This is a genomic window from Pseudomonas hormoni (assembly GCF_018502625.1).
Lineage (GTDB): Bacteria > Pseudomonadota > Gammaproteobacteria > Pseudomonadales > Pseudomonadaceae > Aquipseudomonas > Aquipseudomonas hormoni.
Map to the genome: position 1 here is coordinate 2,470,132 of NZ_CP075566.1, position 16,996 is coordinate 2,487,127.

The window sequence follows — 16,996 nt, forward strand, 5'->3', positions numbered from 1 at the left end:
CACTCAGTTTTCTCCAGTGGCGCGATTCAGGTTTGTTCAATCGGCTCAGCTTTTATTGCGAAAGACTCAAAATGAATTCAATCGATAAACTCATCAGCTTGGCCAACGTACGCGGCAGCCTGGATTTGCGCTGCCAGTTCGAGGGGGATTGGGCACGCGAGCATGAGCAGGAAGCCTTGGGCAAGGCGCCCTATCACATCGTGCTGGCCGGAGAGTGCCGGGTATATTTTCCCGATGGCCAGCGTGTTCCCATGAAGACCGGGGACATTTTGCTGCTTCCACGAGGCGCGCCGCATGTCATGCACAGCCCAGGCAAAACCGTAGCGCCGACCGTGCCGAACGTTAGCGAAGGTGGTGTCGTGCCGATGCATCGTATTGGCGGGGCCAGTCGCGATTTCGACATGCTCTGTGGCGGGTTTCACTTCAATCGCACGTCACTACTATTCGCCGCGCTGCCCGAGTATCTGGTCATTCCGCCCACCGACAGTGGGCAGCTGCCTGCGCTGGTGGAGATGCTGCGTGGCGAAGCGGATGGCGACCAGGTCTGCTCCAGATTCATGCTCGACGCGCTTTCCCAGGCGTTGTTCACCTTGATCCTGCGAGCGCACCTTGCAACCGAGGGCCAGACCACCGGCTCATTGGCCTTGCTCAGCGATAAACGGCTCGGACGCGCCTGGCAGGCGATGCTGGCCGACCCTGCATTCGAGTGGACCGTTGAAGGGCTGGCGGAAATGGCGAGCATGTCCCGCGCAACTTTTCTGCGCGCATTTGCACGTGTGGCTGGCGCATCACCCTGGGTGCTGTTGACTCAGGTCCGCATGGAAATGGCGTTCAACCTGCTGAGCCACTCCCATCTGGGGCTGAGCGATATTGCCGTACAGGTGGGATACCAGTCGCAGTCGGCCTTCAGCAAGAAATTCAAGGAGTTTTACGGGGAGGCGCCGGGAAAACTGCGTCGCGGGATTTAGTTCTACGGCAGCTTCCACCTCACCCGCAATTTCCCAATGGGCGTTTTCAGCAAACAGGAGTGCGAGCGCCTGAGCGTCGCCGCTACCCAGTTTCTGCGATTCCCGCTCTGGTGGAACAGGATGAGCAGCTTCCATTTTCCGCCGACGAGATTGAGCACTGCTTCGAGACCGCACCCGAATGGCGCTTGTGTCATACCGTCATCTCCACATCAAACCTTCGATCAACTTCGCCAACGTCCCGACCATTGCAGCCGCTGAAATGCTGGATTGTAAAAGCTGGTAATTCCTGACTTTCATGCCAACTGGGAAGATGGCCCGTCGACGCGATTAGCGTGTCGACTGCCCATATGCACTCGATATCGCACGTTGTCAAAGCGAATAGCCGCCTCAACAACACGCCATGATTTTTGGAGACTGCCGTGGAATTTCTGCTCTATCTGGCTCTTGGCGCATGCGCTGGAGTGCTGGCTGGTCTGTTTGGGGTCGGCGGCGGCCTCATCATCGTCCCGGTCCTCGTGTTCAGCTTCACCCTACAGGGCTTTGACGGTTCGGTGCTGACTCATCTGGCGGTTGGCACTTCGCTGGCAACTATCATCTTTACAACCATCCTGTCTGTCAGAGCCCATCATCGTACGGGGGCGGTGTATTGGAAGGTATTCGGATGGATGACGGTCGGCATTCTGATCGGAGCCGGTTTGGGATCAGTCACCGCCAGCTTCATTGCCGGTCCGCATTTGCAAAAAATCATTGGCATTTTTGCCATTGTGGTGTCGATCAAGATGGCTCTGGACTTCAAACCCAAAGTCACCCGTGGCTTGCCTGGCAAACCTGCCCTGACTCTGGCCGGCATGGTGATCGGCTGGGCGTCTGCGATTTTTGGCATTGGCGGTGGTTCCATGACTGTGCCGTTCCTGACCTGGCGCAGCCTGACCATGCAGCAGGCGGTGGCGACCTCCTCCGCTTGCGGCTTCCCAACAGCAGTGGTGGGCACGATCAGTTTCATGATTCTTGGATGGCACGATCCATTGCTGCCAGAACACAGCCTCGGTTTTGTCTACTTGCCGGCAGTGATCGGCATTGCACTGACCAGTATGGTCTTCGCCCCGTTTGGCGCGAACCTGGCACATAGACTGTCACCCAGGATCCTGAAACTGCTATTCGCCCTGATGCTGGTGTTGGTGGGAATAGACTTTTTGACGTGATTCGTCTGCTTGTGAGCATGCTCGGCACTGCCTTATCGTCTGAACTGCTACGCTTTCCACAATTGCAAAAAAAAGTCATCCGTCCCGTGTCATGTTCATAACGGCAGAGCGGATCAGTTTTCAATCAGCGCCGACGACTCAGGTGCTTTTATGAAAAGAAAAACTTTGCCCGCCGCGATCATGCTCGCGAGCGTCACATTCGGGGCCAATGCCGCAGACACCAAGGCGCATGGGTTCTTCGAGGACAGTCAGACGACTCTCAGCTCTCGCACCATGTATTACAACAATGACAACCACGACGGTGGAGCCGACCAGCGTGAAGCGGCCACCGCGCTCAAGTTCGGGTTCGTGTCGGGCTTCACTGAAGGCACGGTCGGTTTTGGCCTCGACGTGTCCTCGCTGGTTGCCATTCATCTGGATGGCGGTAAAGGCCATCACCCCGACGCCAATACGTTCTTCCCTAGCGACACCGATGGCTCGGCCTCTCATTCATGGAGCCGAGCCGGCGCCAACGTCAAAGCACGCTTCTCAAAAACCGAGGTCGCTGTAGGCAATGTACTTACGCCCAGCCTGCCGATACTCGTTGCCACGGATTCGCGGTTAGTCATTCAAAACTTCGGCGGCGGCATCATCACGTCCAAGGAAATCGACGACCTTACGCTCACCGCTGGCAAAATTGATCAGTCCTCCGGTAGAGCTACAAGTAACTCTACCGGACTGGCAGTTGCAGGCGGCACGAAGGATTCAAACGACTTCCGCTTCGCAGGCGGTGACTGGAAAATAACCAAGGATCTGATGCTTCAGTACTACTTCGCCAGACTTGAGAACTATTACAAACAGGACTTCCTTGGCCTGGTTCACCTGCTTCCTTTAGGCAATGAGCAGTCATTCAAGACCGATCTGCGCTACTTCGACAGTAGCTCCGACGGAAAAAACGGCGAGATCGGATACCGTTTCAATAACAACGGAGGTTATGCCAAAACACCTGGAGAAGTGGATAACAAAACCTGGAGTGCCATGTTTACCTATAGCCTTGGAGGTCATGCGTTCATGCTGGGCCACGAAAGTGTCAGCGACGACGGAGGGTTTGTATGGCTCAACCAGGGCAACGTCGTAGACGGCCGGAATCGACCGGAGGGGAACGGAGGTACGGCGTTCTATCTGTTTACCGATGCCATTGTCGGCAACTTTTCCCGGGCAGGTGAGCAAACCAATTTTGGTCAGTACTCCTATGACTTCTCAAAACTGAATGTGCCTGGGCTGAAGGCATCGGTCGCCTACCTCAAAGGCGATAACATCAAAGGTATCAACGGTGGAGGCGATCTTTCGGAATGGGAGCGTGACATGAGGGTCGACTACGTCATCCAAGCTGGGCCGTTGAAAGGCTTTGGGACTACCTTGCGCCATGGCACCTATCGTAGTGACAACGCTGCGGTTGCAAACCAAGATCAAACCCGCCTTATTTTCAACTACAGCCATTCTTTGTAGATACCCACGGCGGTCACGATCTTCAAGGAAACCTCCCCAAGCCGTTTGCCTCTTCGCGCCGCCCTCGCAAGAGTATTGTGCTAGACCTTAGATATGATTGCGATGGCGTCGAAGTCGTAGGGAGACCACATCCAATTGCGCCAGGTGATCAGCCATTTGCTCATCAATGACTTGCAGTCAATGACAGATTCCACAGTAAGGCTTCCCGCCTTGTACTCGAGCCTTAGACCATGGGTGGTTTCTGAGCCAGGAGACACCGCCGCTTTCCACTTGTCGTTACCTACCTGGGAGGAGCACATGTGAGTCAAGAATCTCTCTCTGATTCGCCTCTTGATAATGGACCCATAGTCTTCGTTGTTGATGATGATGAGTCCGTGCGCATCGCATTAAACAGTCTTTTCCGCTCGATGGATGTGCGGGTCGAGACGTTCGCCTCCGCGGCCGAATTCATTCGCCGCCCCGACCCTCAAGCACCGTGCTGCCTGGTGCTGGATGTCCGCCTCCAAGGATCCAGTGGCCTGGATTTTCAGCGAGAGTTGCTTGAGTCAGCGAATAAGTTGCCCATCATCTTCATATCCGGGCATGGCGACATCGCGATGTCTGTTAAAGCGATGAAGGCTGGCGCCCTAGACTTCCTGGTCAAACCATTTCGCGACCAGGACCTCCTGGACGCGGTATCGGCTGCACTCAGGACAGATACAAAGCGCCGTGAACTGGCCAAGGAGGATGCCGGATTGCATGCATGTTACCAGTCACTGACTGCGCGGGAACGCGAAGTCATGGCTTATGCCGTGAAGGGCCTGATGAACAAACAGATCGCCGGCGAGATCTCTATCAGTGAAGTCACTGTCAAAATTCACCGTGGTAACGCGATGAAAAAAATGAAGGCGAAGTCGTTTGCTGATCTGGTACGAATGGCTGAATCGCTAGGGATAGGAGGTAAGCACTGAATCAATTTCATGCGTACTGTGTACTTAGAAGCAATACGCTCATGGAGTGTCAGGCAACTGCCTATCTGCATCAGTGCCACCGTCCGTCCGCTCTCCTATCCCTCCCACTCATACTCCACCAAATCTCGCCCAGCTGAACGCCGGCAAATCGTCCGGTACAATTAAAAAATCAAAATCTCGATGCCCACCACTAATACTCCAGTATTAGTCCCTACCACTCACGCGCTAAAAAATTCGACCTTATGTCGAAGTGCTTATCAACTGCGGCAGTCCTATGCTGTGTTCAAGCAAACGAAAACACTGCACCAGTAGACACCAGCGACAGAAGCGACCAGCTCCAATTAATACAGAACAAGTTCGGCGAATTTGAATGGAGGCTCAAACACTACCAACAGTTTTGGCAATGATCACCTAATACTAAAATGACACTAATCCAAATCATCAGTTAAATTATCTCGACTGGAGAAATGCCATGACACAGTCACACGTTTATAACGAAGTCAGCATTGCATTGACGACCGAGATTCTGCAAGCCAAAGCAAGCAGAAACCTGTCATGGCAGGACCTGTCAAACGGTACCGGATTGGGCCTGGCTTACGTCACCGCAGCCCTCCTGGGTCAGCAACCGCTGCCAGCAGACGCAGCCAGAATCATCGGCCAAAAACTCGGCCTGAACTCCGAGAGCGTGGCTTTGCTGCAAATCATTCCACTACGCGGAAGTTTGTCAGGGGTCCCAAGTGATCCAACCATCTACCGTTTCTACGAGATGATCCAGATCTACGGAACTACGCTGAAAGCTCTGGTCCACGAGCAGTTCGGCGACGGCATAATCAGCGCAATCAACTTCAAGCTAAATATGCAGAAAGTTGAAGATCCAGAAGGTGGCCACCGTGCGGTGATTACCCTTGACGGTAAGTTTCTGCCGCTGCGCCCTTTCTGAAAGTACAGCAGACATTACGGCCCGTGGTCCATGCGGGCCAACTAAACACCTTTTAAAGGTTGCGAGTCCACACCCGTCAAACTGGAGATCAATCTCATGAAAAAATTCCTGTTTCTCGTCTTGTCCGTTACGGCCTCGTTATCAACATACACACAAGAAGCCAACGCAGCTCCAGCCGTTGACACTTATAAATACGGAATGCATCTCGACGTAGCTAAGGTGGTCAAAACTTCACCGACAGCTGATGTCTGCGGACCCACACCAGTGCGAATGACATACAACGACTCGCACGGCGAAGTACACATCTTGGAATACCGCGTCATTGGCACCGGATGCACTAATTGAGGCGTAATCTAATCATAAGATCTCGAGGATTATGAAAATAAAAACACCTCATTGAAGGCTTTTTGAAAAATCGCTGATAGCACACCTGACGACCTGCGCAGTACCCGCTCGCCCTACCAGCGTTGCTGCGTGATACAAGCGCCTGATTGGGAAGAAATCACTATGGCGTAAGCGCTAGGCCAGTAAGAGGGCAATCGAATTTAAGCGCTGAAACTTCGGCCATTTCACACAGTGAAATATTAGATTGTTCTTTTTGGTCGTTCTCACGCAATAGATACAAGCAGACCATGATCCACGCAGTCGATCGATTCGTTACAGGTATAGATGTCTGTGCTCGATGACCCGTGGGCTTCTTGATGGCGTAAAAAAGGTTCTGAAACGCTCTATAGACGTTGCGCCAGCTCCCTACCAATGAAGGCGCAGACGGTTCTGCACCCGTTTCAAATTTACCTGACTGCGTCAATCTTCTATACACAGGAACATTCGATGAAACAGTTATTTGCAGGGCTTGCTCTCGCAGCAACAATGATCAGTTCGACCGCTGCAATGGCCGCTCCGGTCAAACCAACCGTTGTGTTGGTGCATGGCGCCTTCGCCGACTCCAGCAGTTGGAACGGTGTGGTAAAAATTCTTGAAAAAGATGGGTATCCGGTAATCGCGGCCTCCAACCCTCTTCGCTCGCTCAAGGGTGACGCACAGTCGGTAGCTGATGTGTTGGCGAGCATCAAGACTCCAATCGTCTTGGTCGGGCACTCTTATGGCGGTCCGGTCATCAGCGAAGCTGCCTATGGAAATGCCAACGTCAAAGCCTTGGTTTACGTCGCAGCTATTGCACCCGAGGCAGGTGAGTCCACCGCAGACCTGGCGGGTCGCTTCCCAGGTAACACACTTGGCCCAACCCTGGCGCCACCGGTTGAATTGGCCGACGGTGGAAAGGACCTCTACATCCAACAGGACAAGTTTCACGATCAGTTCGCCGCGGATGTGTCGTACGCCGACGCCAAGGTGATGGCTGCGACCCAACGCCCTGTGACCGTAGAGGCGCTCAACGAAAAGTCGAGCGAGCCAGCGTGGAAAACCATTCCTTCATGGTTCGTTTACGGTGACAAGGACAAAAACATCCCTGCGCAAGCCCAGGCGTTCATGGCTGAACGAGCGCATGCCAAACGGACCGTGGCGGTCAAAGGCGCGTCCCATGTCGTGATGGTGTCCAATCCGAAGGTCGTTGCCAGCCTGATTGAAGCGGCTGCCACTGCCAAATGACGATTGCTTGCAACCGTCATTGGAACGGTCGCGGCATTCGTTCAACTTGCATCTGGCCGAAAGGCCGGATGCACTTGCAGACCCTCGACAATGTAGTCGACAAAACTGCGTACACGCATCGTTGGAGAATTTGTGATGACTTCAAAATTGCTCGTTCTAACCGCGACCGCCAGTATTCTCTGCGGGTTAGCTTTCTCAATTGTTGCATCCGCTGATTCAACCCCTGGTCCAGCCGCAGAGGGATCGCCAGTTTTCGGTGTGACACTCCCACCGGGCTACCGGAACTGGCAATTTGTCAGCATTGCTCATGAAGAAGGTGATAAACCTGACATCCGTGTAATTCTGGGAAATGATGTCGCCATGAAAGCGTTTAGGGATGGGAATCTTCCATTTCCAGATGGCACTATCATCGCTCGACTCGCTTATAAATATGAATCCTCCGCGCAAAACAATGCTGTGTTTGGTCGAGACCAGTCTTTCATCGCGGGCGAGCCCACGAACGTCCAGATCGAAGTCAAAGACTCCAAGCGTTACGCCAGTACAGGCGGATGGGGTTACGGGCAGTTTGAAAACGGCAAGCCAAACCCCAGTGAAAAGATCATCAATGGCTGCTTCGCTTGCCATACGAAATTGCCCCCTGCGACGGACCTGATCTTCACAAAGTACTCCGAATAACTGACCGTCGCATGCACTCAGCTTGGTATCGATGGCCAAGTAGAAGATCACCAAATCTCATATCTTCAGCATGCTGAAGACTTACCCGGGTGGCCCAGATATCTCCTACTCGGAGCGGGGGCTTTCTGCCCGCCAAGTTTTGCATTGTTCCAGGGCAAATGAGTACTTCTAATGATTGTGTTCACGTCTTGTCCTTCACGTTGAGGGAGGACAAGGATGGGTCGGTCAGGTGGCGGCACTATTCGCCCCATAAAAGCCCGCCGCCGTAGGCTCTGCTCGCTGGTAGTTAAAAATCTAACCATGGTTATGGCGAATGAGCAATTCACGCGGAAAATTGTGCCCTGCTCCAGCGTTCACCGGACCTCGATCTTTCCGCCATGGCCTTCGAAACTCAGCTCGGCTACCCCATTTCTCCAATTGGCAATTGGGTCGATTCCTACCCGTCACGACAGGCGGCAATCGGCCAAAAGCGGATGCTCAGCGGTTCGGCTGAACAGCGGCTTGGACAATCATCACGACCTTATGTTTCTTTGGATCAAGAGCGTGTCAGGTGCGGGAGGCCAGCAACTTTATCCCAGCGGCTCCGAACACTATGGCCAGGGTACCTTCGATGTATCGGCGCGCCCTGCGATACCCCCTGATCATGGGTTCGGTGGAAAAGACGATCGCATAGCCACAGAAGATAGTGACACTCAGCATCGCGCATCCAGCCAGAATAATCACAACCGTTGTTGGCGTAGCTTCCGGCCCCAACCCGAGCGTCATAGTCGCAATCCAACCCAGCAACGCTTTGGGGTTTGTAAGATGCATGAGCAATCCGCGCTGGTAGAGGCTGAAGCCGGAAACTCTCGGCGCAGCCGCTATCCCCTTCCCTAGATGCTCATCGGAAGTAAGCGCCGATCGACCAGCCTTGAAGGCGAGGAATAACAGGTAGCCCCCTCCGACCACTTTCAAGACACCGAGCGCTTGCGCGTACTGTGCCAGGATGGCTGAGACACCCGTAGCGGCCATCGATCCCCAAAAAAACGAACCACTGATAACGCCTGCCGCAAGAAGCAGCGCTGGCTGCCTGCCTTGGTGCATCGCGACGCCCATGATCCGCATATTGCTAGGTCCTGGACTCGCCGCTCCAACGATATAGGCGGTGAATACGAGCAGCAGATGGTGAGAATCAAACGACATTGAAAGCCCCTTAGCAAAGTTAGATGCCCGTCAGAAGAAGCCTGTGCCGTCTCGCTTATTCATTAGTTGGCTCCTGGGCCGATGAGCACACTCTCAATCTGCACACCGGGCATCATTAGTTGCAAACCTTCGATCAGCTTGTCACCCGCTTCCGTTAACGCTTCAAGGGGCATGGCCGGCAAACTCTCCAGAATAAACCACATATGCTTTGCATCTGCGCTCAGCCGTGTTCTCACGCCTTGCCGCCAATTCCAACGACGACAAGTCACACCTTTATCATCCCGCCAAATAACTTCGCCGGGCTCAGGAAACTCAAGGGCAGCGGAGCCCTCTCTCATAGTGTCAAACGGTTCCGATCCATCAGCAACAGAAAGTCGCGGTAAGCCCACATAGGCTTCAACGTTTTCACCGCCGACAGGGACTGCATACTCAATGCTAATCGCGTTGTAGAGATCAACCACTGGATCGATACTCGGCAGGCTGCCATCACGCAGGACCCGTTTGCGCAGAGCTTCAGCCGAGCAAGGTGTGCGCTGCGGCTTGGCACCGAACGCTCGGAAAAGATCCGCCCAAGCTGTCAGGTGAGCCTCAGCCCATAGTACGCCACCCGCCGAAACCGATTGGCAGGCTCGAGCCAAAGCATCTTTGCCAATATCCGGATTGGCGATCGGGGCAGCTTCGACCACAATACTCAGCGCTCTGAACTCAGGCGCCAGTTGGACTACATGCTGGTCAATTGACGGTAGTACGGACAGCATCAGAGAATCCCCTCAACCTAAATTTCACTGCATACTAGGGATCAATGACCAAAATAGTCAATATATCGACCAATACAGGCGCTGACGTTCAGACGGTTAGCGAAGCGGTTTCCCGCAAGCTCAAACAGGAGCGAAAGAAGCGGAGAATCACTCTGGACGAGCTTTCCCGTCTCTCCGGTGTAAGCAAAGGCATGGTAGTCGAGATCGAGAAATGCACTGCCAACCCAAGCATCGCGATTCTTTGCAAAATCGCAGGTGCCTTGGGCCTTTCTGTTGCGGATGTCGTCAACGTGTCCGACGCCCCATCCGCTCACCTCATTGAGCGCCAGAACATCCCCACGTTATGGACCGGTAGTTTGGGGGGAACAGCACGCCTGCTTGCAGGGACCACTGGCCCGAACATGATTGAACTATGGCGATGGGAGATGTATCCAGGCGAGACATTCGCTTCATCAGGACACCCTCAGGACACTGTTGAGCTATTTCACGTGGAGAAAGGAATTCTCAAGCTCACAGTGGGTGAGACCGAGTTATCCGTTTCAGAAGGTTGTTCTGCCGTAGCAAAAACCGATGTTCCACATTCCTATTCCAACGGCGGGAAATCCAAGCTGATATTCACCATGTCTGTAACAGAATTACATCTCTCCGCCCCCGAAATATAAGGACATCGGATGGCGCGTATCTGCTTCGGGATGTTTGCGGCCCTTTGCCACGGTCAAAGAGGACTCCTAGCGTTGATAGTCGCGCCTATTGGCATGTCTGGCTGCACGCCCCAACCTATCGACACCACAGACTGCTACGCTTTCTTCTCCACAGAGGAAATGCAATGCCAAACTCAGATCTGCTGCCGTCCCTGCTTTTTAAGATCAACGAAAATCAGCTTGCCTTGGAGTCTGCCATATTGGAGCTTTCAACTTGGGTAGAGAGTCGCGGTTCGACTGAAGTGACAGACAACATTCGTGGAGCCCTGGCTGCGATAGACTGAAACGAAGAATTCATCAAAATGACTTTGGCTGTGATGATGACTCCGGAGTGACTGCCGCCAAAAGCGGACACTTCTTCTAAAAGCTTCAAACCATCAAGGATGGCCAACCCTTGTGATTATTTGGTCACGCCCTCTCTGCTCCATTCAACGTATCTGAGAACTGGCTCAGTTACAGCCGGCACTCCAAATGTCACGTCCAGCAGAGCGTATGCGCCGCTCAATTGATCGTTTGAGCAGCGCATCGCCTCGGCGTTCGTCTACGACAGCTCGACCTACGAATTAAGCAAGGTAGCCGCCGTTCACATCCAACACGGAGCCGGTGATGTAACTGGCTGTTGGTCCCGCCAGGAACAAGATACCCGCTGCAACTTCTTCGACGGTCGCCATGCGGCGAATGGCATGTACATCCATCAGGCTTGGTGGCAAACCATCTTTCGAGGCAGCAGCCATGTCTGTAGCCATCAGGCCTGCCTGGACGACGTTGACCGTAATGTTGCGTGCACCCAAATCGCGGGCGGCACCCTTCGAGTAGCCAATTACAGCGGCCTTGGTGGCGGCGTAGTCAGCAGTTCCAGGAAATCCGGCACGGGTACCGAGACCGGAACCCACTGAAACGATGCGACCGCCTTCTGGCAGATGCTTCACTGCGGCCCTGATATTGGCGACCACGCCTGCGACGTTGATTTTCCATTGGCGATCCATTGCATCGTTGTCAATACTTGGGTCATCCAGAGTCTTGCCTTGCCAGGCTACGGCTGCGTTGTTCACCAACACATCGAGTCGACCGAAGTGTTTAACCACCTCTGCCATCAATGCGTCAGCTGTTTCAGGGGCGCCTTGATCCGCCTTGATCGCACGGGCCTTGACGCCTCTCGACTGTAGATCCGCCACTACCGACAACGCCTTGCCTTCGGACTCGACATAGGTGATTGCGATATCGGCGCCTTCGTCAGCGAACGCCCGTGCAGTGGCAGCGCCAAGACCGCGGGAACCGCCGGTAATCAGTACAACCTTGCCGGTGAAAATCTTGCTCATGGAACACCTTCTCTACTTCATGGGTACAACGATGGGATTGGTTTTCGAATCTTTGCTCAAACCATCCAGCAGCAACGCAGCGATCAAACAGAGCACCCCGGCAACAATCAGTGTGTCGCTGGGCCCAATCCAATCGATCATCAGTCCACCGCTTAAGGCGCCCAGGGCTAGCGCGATTTGCGCCACGCTCACAAACAGAGCGGCACCGCTTTCGTAATTGTCGGGAGCGGCTTGGTACATCCAGATCTGCATACATACCGGGATCGCGCCAAAAGCGAAGCCCCATACTGCCGAGAACAGGTAAGCGGACAGAGGGCCCAGCACGAGCAATCCGCCGAGCAAAATGGTTGTTCCTAACAACACCGACATAGCGATGAACGCTCGGCGAATGCTTTTGTCAGCTGCTATTTCGGCAAAGAAATTTCCGGCAATGCCGAATAGGCCATAGGTGAAAAGCAAGCGAGTCAGGGTCAATTGATCGACACCCGTGAACGTTTTCAGAAAAGGTTCCAAATAGGTGTAGCCAGCGAATTGCCCAGCGAAGAGAAACAGCGTGGTCAGCAAGCCCAGCCGTGCCTGCGTGACGGTAAACAAGGCGCGCAAATGGTGAAGACCAATGGATTGATGGACCGGTAAAGAGGGCACCAACACCAGCTGGCTCATCAGCACAATCATCCCCAACCCTGCATTTGCCAGAAATGCCTGGCGCCAGCCCAGCCACTCGCCGAGTTGGGATCCGGCTGGAACGCCGAGAATCATGCCGATCGATATGCCCGCTGAAATCAGAGCGGTAGCACGAGCACCTGATGCGTGTGGGATCAGCCTTCGACCCGCGGATACGGCAAACGTCCAGAAGCCACCAACTGCCACGCCTAGAAATACCCGCCCTACTAACAGCAGTGTCACGTCACTTGCGAATGCGACGATCAGGTTCGACACGCAAATCAGCACGGTCATGCACAACAGCTTCAAGCGGCGATCCAGACGCCCCGCCAGCAATGTCAAAGCAGGAGCTGCGAACGCCGCGACGAAGCCTGGAGTAGTGACGCTCAGGCCGGCGATTCCTTTGGTGATATCGAGACTGTCTGCTATCGGCGTCAGGAGGCCTATCGGTAAAAACTCACTGGTGACCAGCAGGAATGTACCCGCGGCGACCGAGAGAACGGCCAGCCAAGCCTGCCAGGTTGTCGGTGGACTTTCTATGTTCTCGCAGGATGAAGGCATGGAAAGGCTCTAATAAATACCGATCGTTATGCTAACGAACGGTATTGAAAGCCAGAGCCAGAGTCAACAGATTCAGTAACGATCTGTATTTTTTCTAGGCATCCACGAAGTTTATGGCGGATAATGAAACGTCTTTTTTTCAGGAATCGATATGGGACGGCAGAGAGAATTTAGCCCCGACGATGCACTTGACGCAGCTCTGACCGAATTTTGGAGCAAGGGCTATGAAGGCACATCCTATGCAGACCTCAGCGCAGCGACCGGCGTCGCTCGCCCCGGCTTGTATGCAGTTTTTGGTAACAAGGAGGAGCTATTCTTCAAAGCGCTTGACCGCTACGAAACGCTCTACATGGGATTCATGGGGCAATCGCTTGCATTGCCCAAAGCAAAAGCCGTAATTGGGGCGATCCTGAGTGGCTCGATCAATCTGCAAACTGCGCAGGAAACTGCAAAAGGCTGCCTTGGCATCAATGGCGCGATCGCCTGCACTGAGCCCTCGGAGCCCGTCCGCCTGGAGCTTGTCCGGCGCCGCAAGCAGTCCGAAAAGGCTTTGGCCGTACGTCTGCAACAAGCCAAGGATGAGGGAGATCTACCGCCAAGCGTCGTGCCAAAAGACCTGGCACGTTACGTAATGACGGTGACTCAGGGCATGGCTGTACAAGCTAAAGCCGGGGCAAGCAAAGCTGAATTGCGGCGTGTAGCGGACATTTTGCTAGCACAATTGCCGTAGGCGTCAATCGGCACGGAAGTGTTGGCAGAGCGATTTCTGAAAATGTTCCAACAGAAAATCGATGAATACCCGAGTTTTGGCCGGCAAAGATTTTTTGGAAGAGTAGTAAACCGAGACCACGCCTAGATCTACATACCAATCAGGCAATAATCGAATCAGCTCACCGCGTTGCAAGCGAGGCCAGGCGCGATCCAAGGGTAGCAGCGCGATACCTAGCCCCATCACAGCACAGCTACACAGCGCTTCTGGGTCGTTCATGATGGCTGCTGGTTTTAGATTGAGGTCAAACCGCCCTTCCCCGGAATCACGAAGCGTCCAGTTCAACAAACGCCCTGAGTTGGTCGAACGCATGACGATGCCATCAACCCCCTGCAACTCGCTGGGCGTAGTGGGTAGCGGCTTGCCTTCCAGCCATGACGGAGCAGCGACAGCCACGAGATGAAGTTTGGCCAGTTCTCGTGCCACAACACCAGGTGACAATTCCATGCCGCCACCAATAGCGACATCAAACCCTTCACCTATCAAATCCACGCGTCGGATTTCTAAATGCCAATCTGGCACCACAGCGGGGTAACGCTGCTTGAAGGTCTTGAGCAATGGCAATACATAATCGTAAGCCAAAGACGGTGACAAATTGACCCGCAATCGTCCTGCGGGGACTTCTCTGGCTTCGCCTATCTGGTTGATGGCCCCCTGGATGGTTTCCAGGCCTTCTGCGACCTGTTGGTAAAACAACTCTCCCGCTTCGGTGAGGGTGAGACTTCGCGTGCTGCGGTGGAACAACCGCGTACCTAGATTGGCTTCAAGGCGCGCCACATTTTTACTGACAGCGGCTGCGGAAACTCCCATGCGCCGTGCGGCTTCGGAAAAGCTGCTGGCTTCCGCGGCACGGACGAAGGATTCAAGATTACCTAGGGTTTCCACGATCATCTCCAACTTTTGGTTGAAGCTAATTCTACCTATTGAAGACTAATTTATCTTTGAAGCTTTGGTCATGATGGGCTTCCTCCTGGTTATCAAGATTGGAAAAAGCATCATGGCAAAAATTCTCGTTACTGGCGCGACAGGTAGATTGGGCAATGCTGTCTTGCGATCACTGGTTCAAAAAATCCCAGCATCAGATGTTGTGGCAATGGCACGTGATGTTGAAAAGGCTGAGCCTCTGGCTGCATTAGGTATAGAAGTGCGCTACGGGGATTACACCGATTACGATTCGTTGGTGGCGGCATTCGAAGGAATAGAAAAAATCTACTTGGTGTCAGCCGTAGCGTTCAGTGATCGTCTTGCCCAACATAAAAACGTGATCGTTGCTGCCGGCCGGGCGGGTGTTCGCCATGTGGTTTACACCAGTATTCAACGGGTCAACGATGAGCTGGCACCTATTGAAGGAGTGACGGAGAGCGATATAGCTACCGAGCGATTGCTTAAGAAGTCGGGCCTCACGTACACGATTATTCAACATCCGCTATACGCCGACGATTTGCCCTTCCTCATCGGCACCAATGCGGCAAAAGAAGACTTCAGCGCCCCAGCAGGTCAAGGTCGAGCTAGCTTCGCCACTTTTGCCGAGCTGGCAGAGGCCGGTGCCGCACTGTTAACCGAAACAGGGTATGAAAACAGCACTTGCCTGCTGAATGCGGGACAGACGTGGTCATTCCAGGACATCGCTGACGGGTTGGCTCGACTGACGGGGAAGCCGGTTGATTACCAACCAATTTCCGCTCAAGCATTCATCGCCGCTCGAGAGGCTGATGGCTGGCCAACATCGCTCGCAAAATTCCTCAGCGGCTGGGGTAATGCCATCGATAAAGGCGCTTTCGACCAGAGCAGTCGTACACTTGAAAAACTGTTGGGACGCAAGCCGAAAGATCTTGAGGGTATTCTACGGGTGGCTTTCGCTCTCTAACTATTTGTTCTTCGTTCCTTCCCATGCCGTTCAGGCAGATTGGCGTCTTGGTGGGAGGCTCCGTGTTGAGGCTGGTGAACTGCCGCCTCAACCCACAATAAGACATCAGAGTAAATGCGTGCTCTAGTCTTCACCTCACAGCTGATTTCCCCTCAGCCCTCATTCTATTGTCAGCTGTTCAATCAATGCCGAATGCTCGGGAAACTCCCCACAGAGCTTTTGCCTGTCGCCCATCTGCATATCCGCGAAATCAAATCCTGGCGATACTGCCTCACTGATCAAACCGAATCCTGCCGATCCATTCAAAAGCTGCGAAGCTTTCCAGATGCCGCCCGGTACATGCAGCTGCAATAATTCTCCAGCGATGACGTTGCTGCCCATCACGACAGTTCTCAGTTCGCCGTCCGGAAAAATCAGGCTGTACCGAATGGCATCGCCCAGATGGTAGTAATGCACGATATCGGATTGGTTAAAGTGAAACTGGCCAATTGGAGAATCTGTGGTCAACAGGTAATAAATGGACGTCATCAGGTAACGTTGACCACGAACCGTCTCGACCAGAGGTTGCTGATCCGCCTGAAAAGTTCTTCGGTAGTAGCCACCCTCAACGTGCGGTTCCAGGTCAAGCGCCGTCACGATTGCTTCACTGTTTAGCCGCACTTGTTGCTCCATATACCTTGATGGCAAATAGCTATACTCAATAGCCCTTTAGTTAATTTATTCAATCATCACACCGCACTTGTGTTCACGACCCTTGCTGTGCGAATGAACAATGCGCGCACCTTCTCCCAGAAATTTCCGCCCAGTACAAAAAAGCTGCCGATCAACATCAGGTCGCCCAACAACTGCAATTGCCAGATATTCGGCCTGAGTCCAGGCCAGACACTGTCGACGTAGGGCTCCAGAAATGCCGAAACCAGCGGCAGACAAAACATCACCACGCCGATCCGATGACGCCACGGCCCAACTTCGGTGTCGACTGTCGGTGCCAGTGAAGACACGTAGCCAAATATGCTGCTTTTTAGCTGCTGAAACCCCGCCTTGCCCATGACCGCGATGACGATAATCAGCAGCACCTTGTTACTGATAAACAGAACGCCTGTCAGCGCCGCGATCCTCGAACCCGACATACCCGCTGCCGCTACGATGGGCACCATCAGCCATGAGCCGAGCATCAGGCATATGATCGCGATGCCCAGTTTGAAGCGCCATCCAGCGGTATTCGGTGCATTCATGGCTCTCGTTCCTTTTTGACGGGTCAGATTGAAATGTGATGACGCTTGAAAAGCTTAGCAGTCAGTTGATCATCAGGGCGTCTATGCTCCTGTGAACTTAATGGACTGGA

18 protein-coding genes are annotated in these 16,996 nt (G+C 53.7%); 11 read left to right on the plus strand and 7 right to left on the minus strand.

What is annotated here, in order from left to right; genetic code table 11:
• Positions 1-71 precede the first annotated feature (71 nt).
• The 8 genes from KJF94_RS11495 to KJF94_RS11530 all read left to right on the plus strand — a co-directional run bounded on the left by KJF94_RS11495 (position 72) and on the right by KJF94_RS11530 (position 7,831).
• Positions 72-968 (plus strand): AraC family transcriptional regulator, encoded by an 897-nt coding sequence (locus KJF94_RS11495; protein WP_214383471.1) that lies wholly within the window; start codon positions 72-74, stop codon positions 966-968.
• A gap of 419 nt (positions 969-1,387) precedes the next feature.
• The gene (locus KJF94_RS11500; protein ID WP_214383473.1) at positions 1,388-2,170 is read left to right on the plus strand and encodes a sulfite exporter TauE/SafE family protein; all 783 of its coding nucleotides are present in this window, start codon (positions 1,388-1,390) and stop codon (positions 2,168-2,170) included.
• 150 nt (positions 2,171-2,320) lie between these two features.
• Complete coding sequence (locus KJF94_RS11505; protein ID WP_214383475.1) at positions 2,321-3,658, plus strand: OprD family outer membrane porin; 1,338 nt, start codon at positions 2,321-2,323, stop codon at positions 3,656-3,658.
• A gap of 299 nt (positions 3,659-3,957) precedes the next feature.
• Positions 3,958-4,608: a response regulator transcription factor gene (locus tag KJF94_RS11510; protein WP_214383477.1), complete on the plus strand. Its 651-nt coding sequence runs from the start codon at positions 3,958-3,960 to the stop codon at positions 4,606-4,608.
• Positions 4,609-5,080: 472 nt separating this feature from the next.
• On the plus strand, positions 5,081-5,548 hold the full coding sequence (cynS, locus tag KJF94_RS11515) for a cyanase (protein ID WP_017339002.1): 468 nt from the start codon (positions 5,081-5,083) through the stop codon (positions 5,546-5,548).
• Positions 5,549-5,644: 96 nt separating this feature from the next.
• A complete protein-coding gene (locus KJF94_RS11520) occupies positions 5,645-5,893 on the plus strand; it encodes a DUF2790 domain-containing protein (RefSeq protein ID WP_214383479.1) in 249 nt (82 codons plus the stop codon).
• Positions 5,894-6,379: 486 nt separating this feature from the next.
• Complete coding sequence (locus tag KJF94_RS11525) at positions 6,380-7,156, plus strand: alpha/beta fold hydrolase (protein ID WP_214384845.1); 777 nt, start codon at positions 6,380-6,382, stop codon at positions 7,154-7,156.
• Positions 7,157-7,291: 135 nt separating this feature from the next.
• Positions 7,292-7,831 (plus strand): cytochrome P460 family protein, encoded by a 540-nt coding sequence (locus tag KJF94_RS11530; protein WP_214383481.1) that lies wholly within the window; start codon positions 7,292-7,294, stop codon positions 7,829-7,831.
• Between the two features lie 546 nt (positions 7,832-8,377).
• Here the strand turns inward: KJF94_RS11530 and KJF94_RS11535 are convergent.
• A complete protein-coding gene (locus tag KJF94_RS11535) occupies positions 8,378-9,013 on the minus strand; it encodes a LysE family translocator (RefSeq protein WP_214383483.1) in 636 nt (211 codons plus the stop codon).
• Positions 9,014-9,075: 62 nt separating this feature from the next.
• Positions 9,076-9,771, minus strand: coding sequence for a B3/B4 domain-containing protein (locus KJF94_RS11540; RefSeq protein WP_214383485.1), 696 nt, complete (start codon positions 9,769-9,771; stop codon positions 9,076-9,078).
• Positions 9,772-9,815: 44 nt separating this feature from the next.
• Between KJF94_RS11540 and KJF94_RS11545 the strand changes: the two genes are divergently transcribed.
• Positions 9,816-10,433: a helix-turn-helix domain-containing protein gene (locus tag KJF94_RS11545; protein ID WP_214383487.1), complete on the plus strand. Its 618-nt coding sequence runs from the start codon at positions 9,816-9,818 to the stop codon at positions 10,431-10,433.
• Positions 10,434-11,035: 602 nt separating this feature from the next.
• On the opposite strand, the gene KJF94_RS11550 is transcribed toward KJF94_RS11545, so the two are convergent.
• Positions 11,036-11,791 (minus strand): SDR family NAD(P)-dependent oxidoreductase, encoded by a 756-nt coding sequence (locus KJF94_RS11550; protein WP_214383489.1) that lies wholly within the window; start codon positions 11,789-11,791, stop codon positions 11,036-11,038.
• Between the two features lie 12 nt (positions 11,792-11,803).
• On the minus strand, positions 11,804-13,015 hold the full coding sequence (locus KJF94_RS11555) for an MFS transporter (RefSeq protein WP_214383491.1): 1,212 nt from the start codon (positions 13,013-13,015) through the stop codon (positions 11,804-11,806).
• Between the two features lie 151 nt (positions 13,016-13,166).
• On the opposite strand from KJF94_RS11555, the gene KJF94_RS11560 reads away from it, so the two are divergent.
• Positions 13,167-13,745 (plus strand): TetR/AcrR family transcriptional regulator, encoded by a 579-nt coding sequence (locus KJF94_RS11560; RefSeq protein ID WP_214383492.1) that lies wholly within the window; start codon positions 13,167-13,169, stop codon positions 13,743-13,745.
• Positions 13,746-13,748: 3 nt separating this feature from the next.
• Here the strand turns inward: KJF94_RS11560 and KJF94_RS11565 are convergent, their stop codons facing one another.
• Positions 13,749-14,669 carry a LysR family transcriptional regulator gene (locus KJF94_RS11565; RefSeq protein ID WP_214383494.1) on the minus strand — a complete coding sequence of 307 codons (921 nt, stop codon included), beginning with the start codon at positions 14,667-14,669 and terminating at the stop codon, positions 13,749-13,751.
• Positions 14,670-14,739: 70 nt separating this feature from the next.
• Between KJF94_RS11565 and KJF94_RS11570 the strand changes: the two genes are divergently transcribed.
• Positions 14,740-15,651 carry an NmrA family NAD(P)-binding protein gene (locus tag KJF94_RS11570; RefSeq protein WP_250548272.1) on the plus strand — a complete coding sequence of 304 codons (912 nt, stop codon included), beginning with the start codon at positions 14,740-14,742 and terminating at the stop codon, positions 15,649-15,651.
• A gap of 159 nt (positions 15,652-15,810) precedes the next feature.
• On the opposite strand, the gene KJF94_RS11575 is transcribed toward KJF94_RS11570, so the two are convergent.
• Together KJF94_RS11575 and KJF94_RS11580 are read right to left on the minus strand one after the other, a co-directional pair.
• Positions 15,811-16,311 carry a cupin domain-containing protein gene (locus KJF94_RS11575; protein WP_375379852.1) on the minus strand — a complete coding sequence of 167 codons (501 nt, stop codon included), beginning with the start codon at positions 16,309-16,311 and terminating at the stop codon, positions 15,811-15,813.
• 68 nt (positions 16,312-16,379) lie between these two features.
• The gene (locus tag KJF94_RS11580) at positions 16,380-16,886 is read right to left on the minus strand and encodes a transporter suffix domain-containing protein (protein ID WP_214383498.1); all 507 of its coding nucleotides are present in this window, start codon (positions 16,884-16,886) and stop codon (positions 16,380-16,382) included.
• Positions 16,887-16,996: the final 110 nt, after the last annotated feature.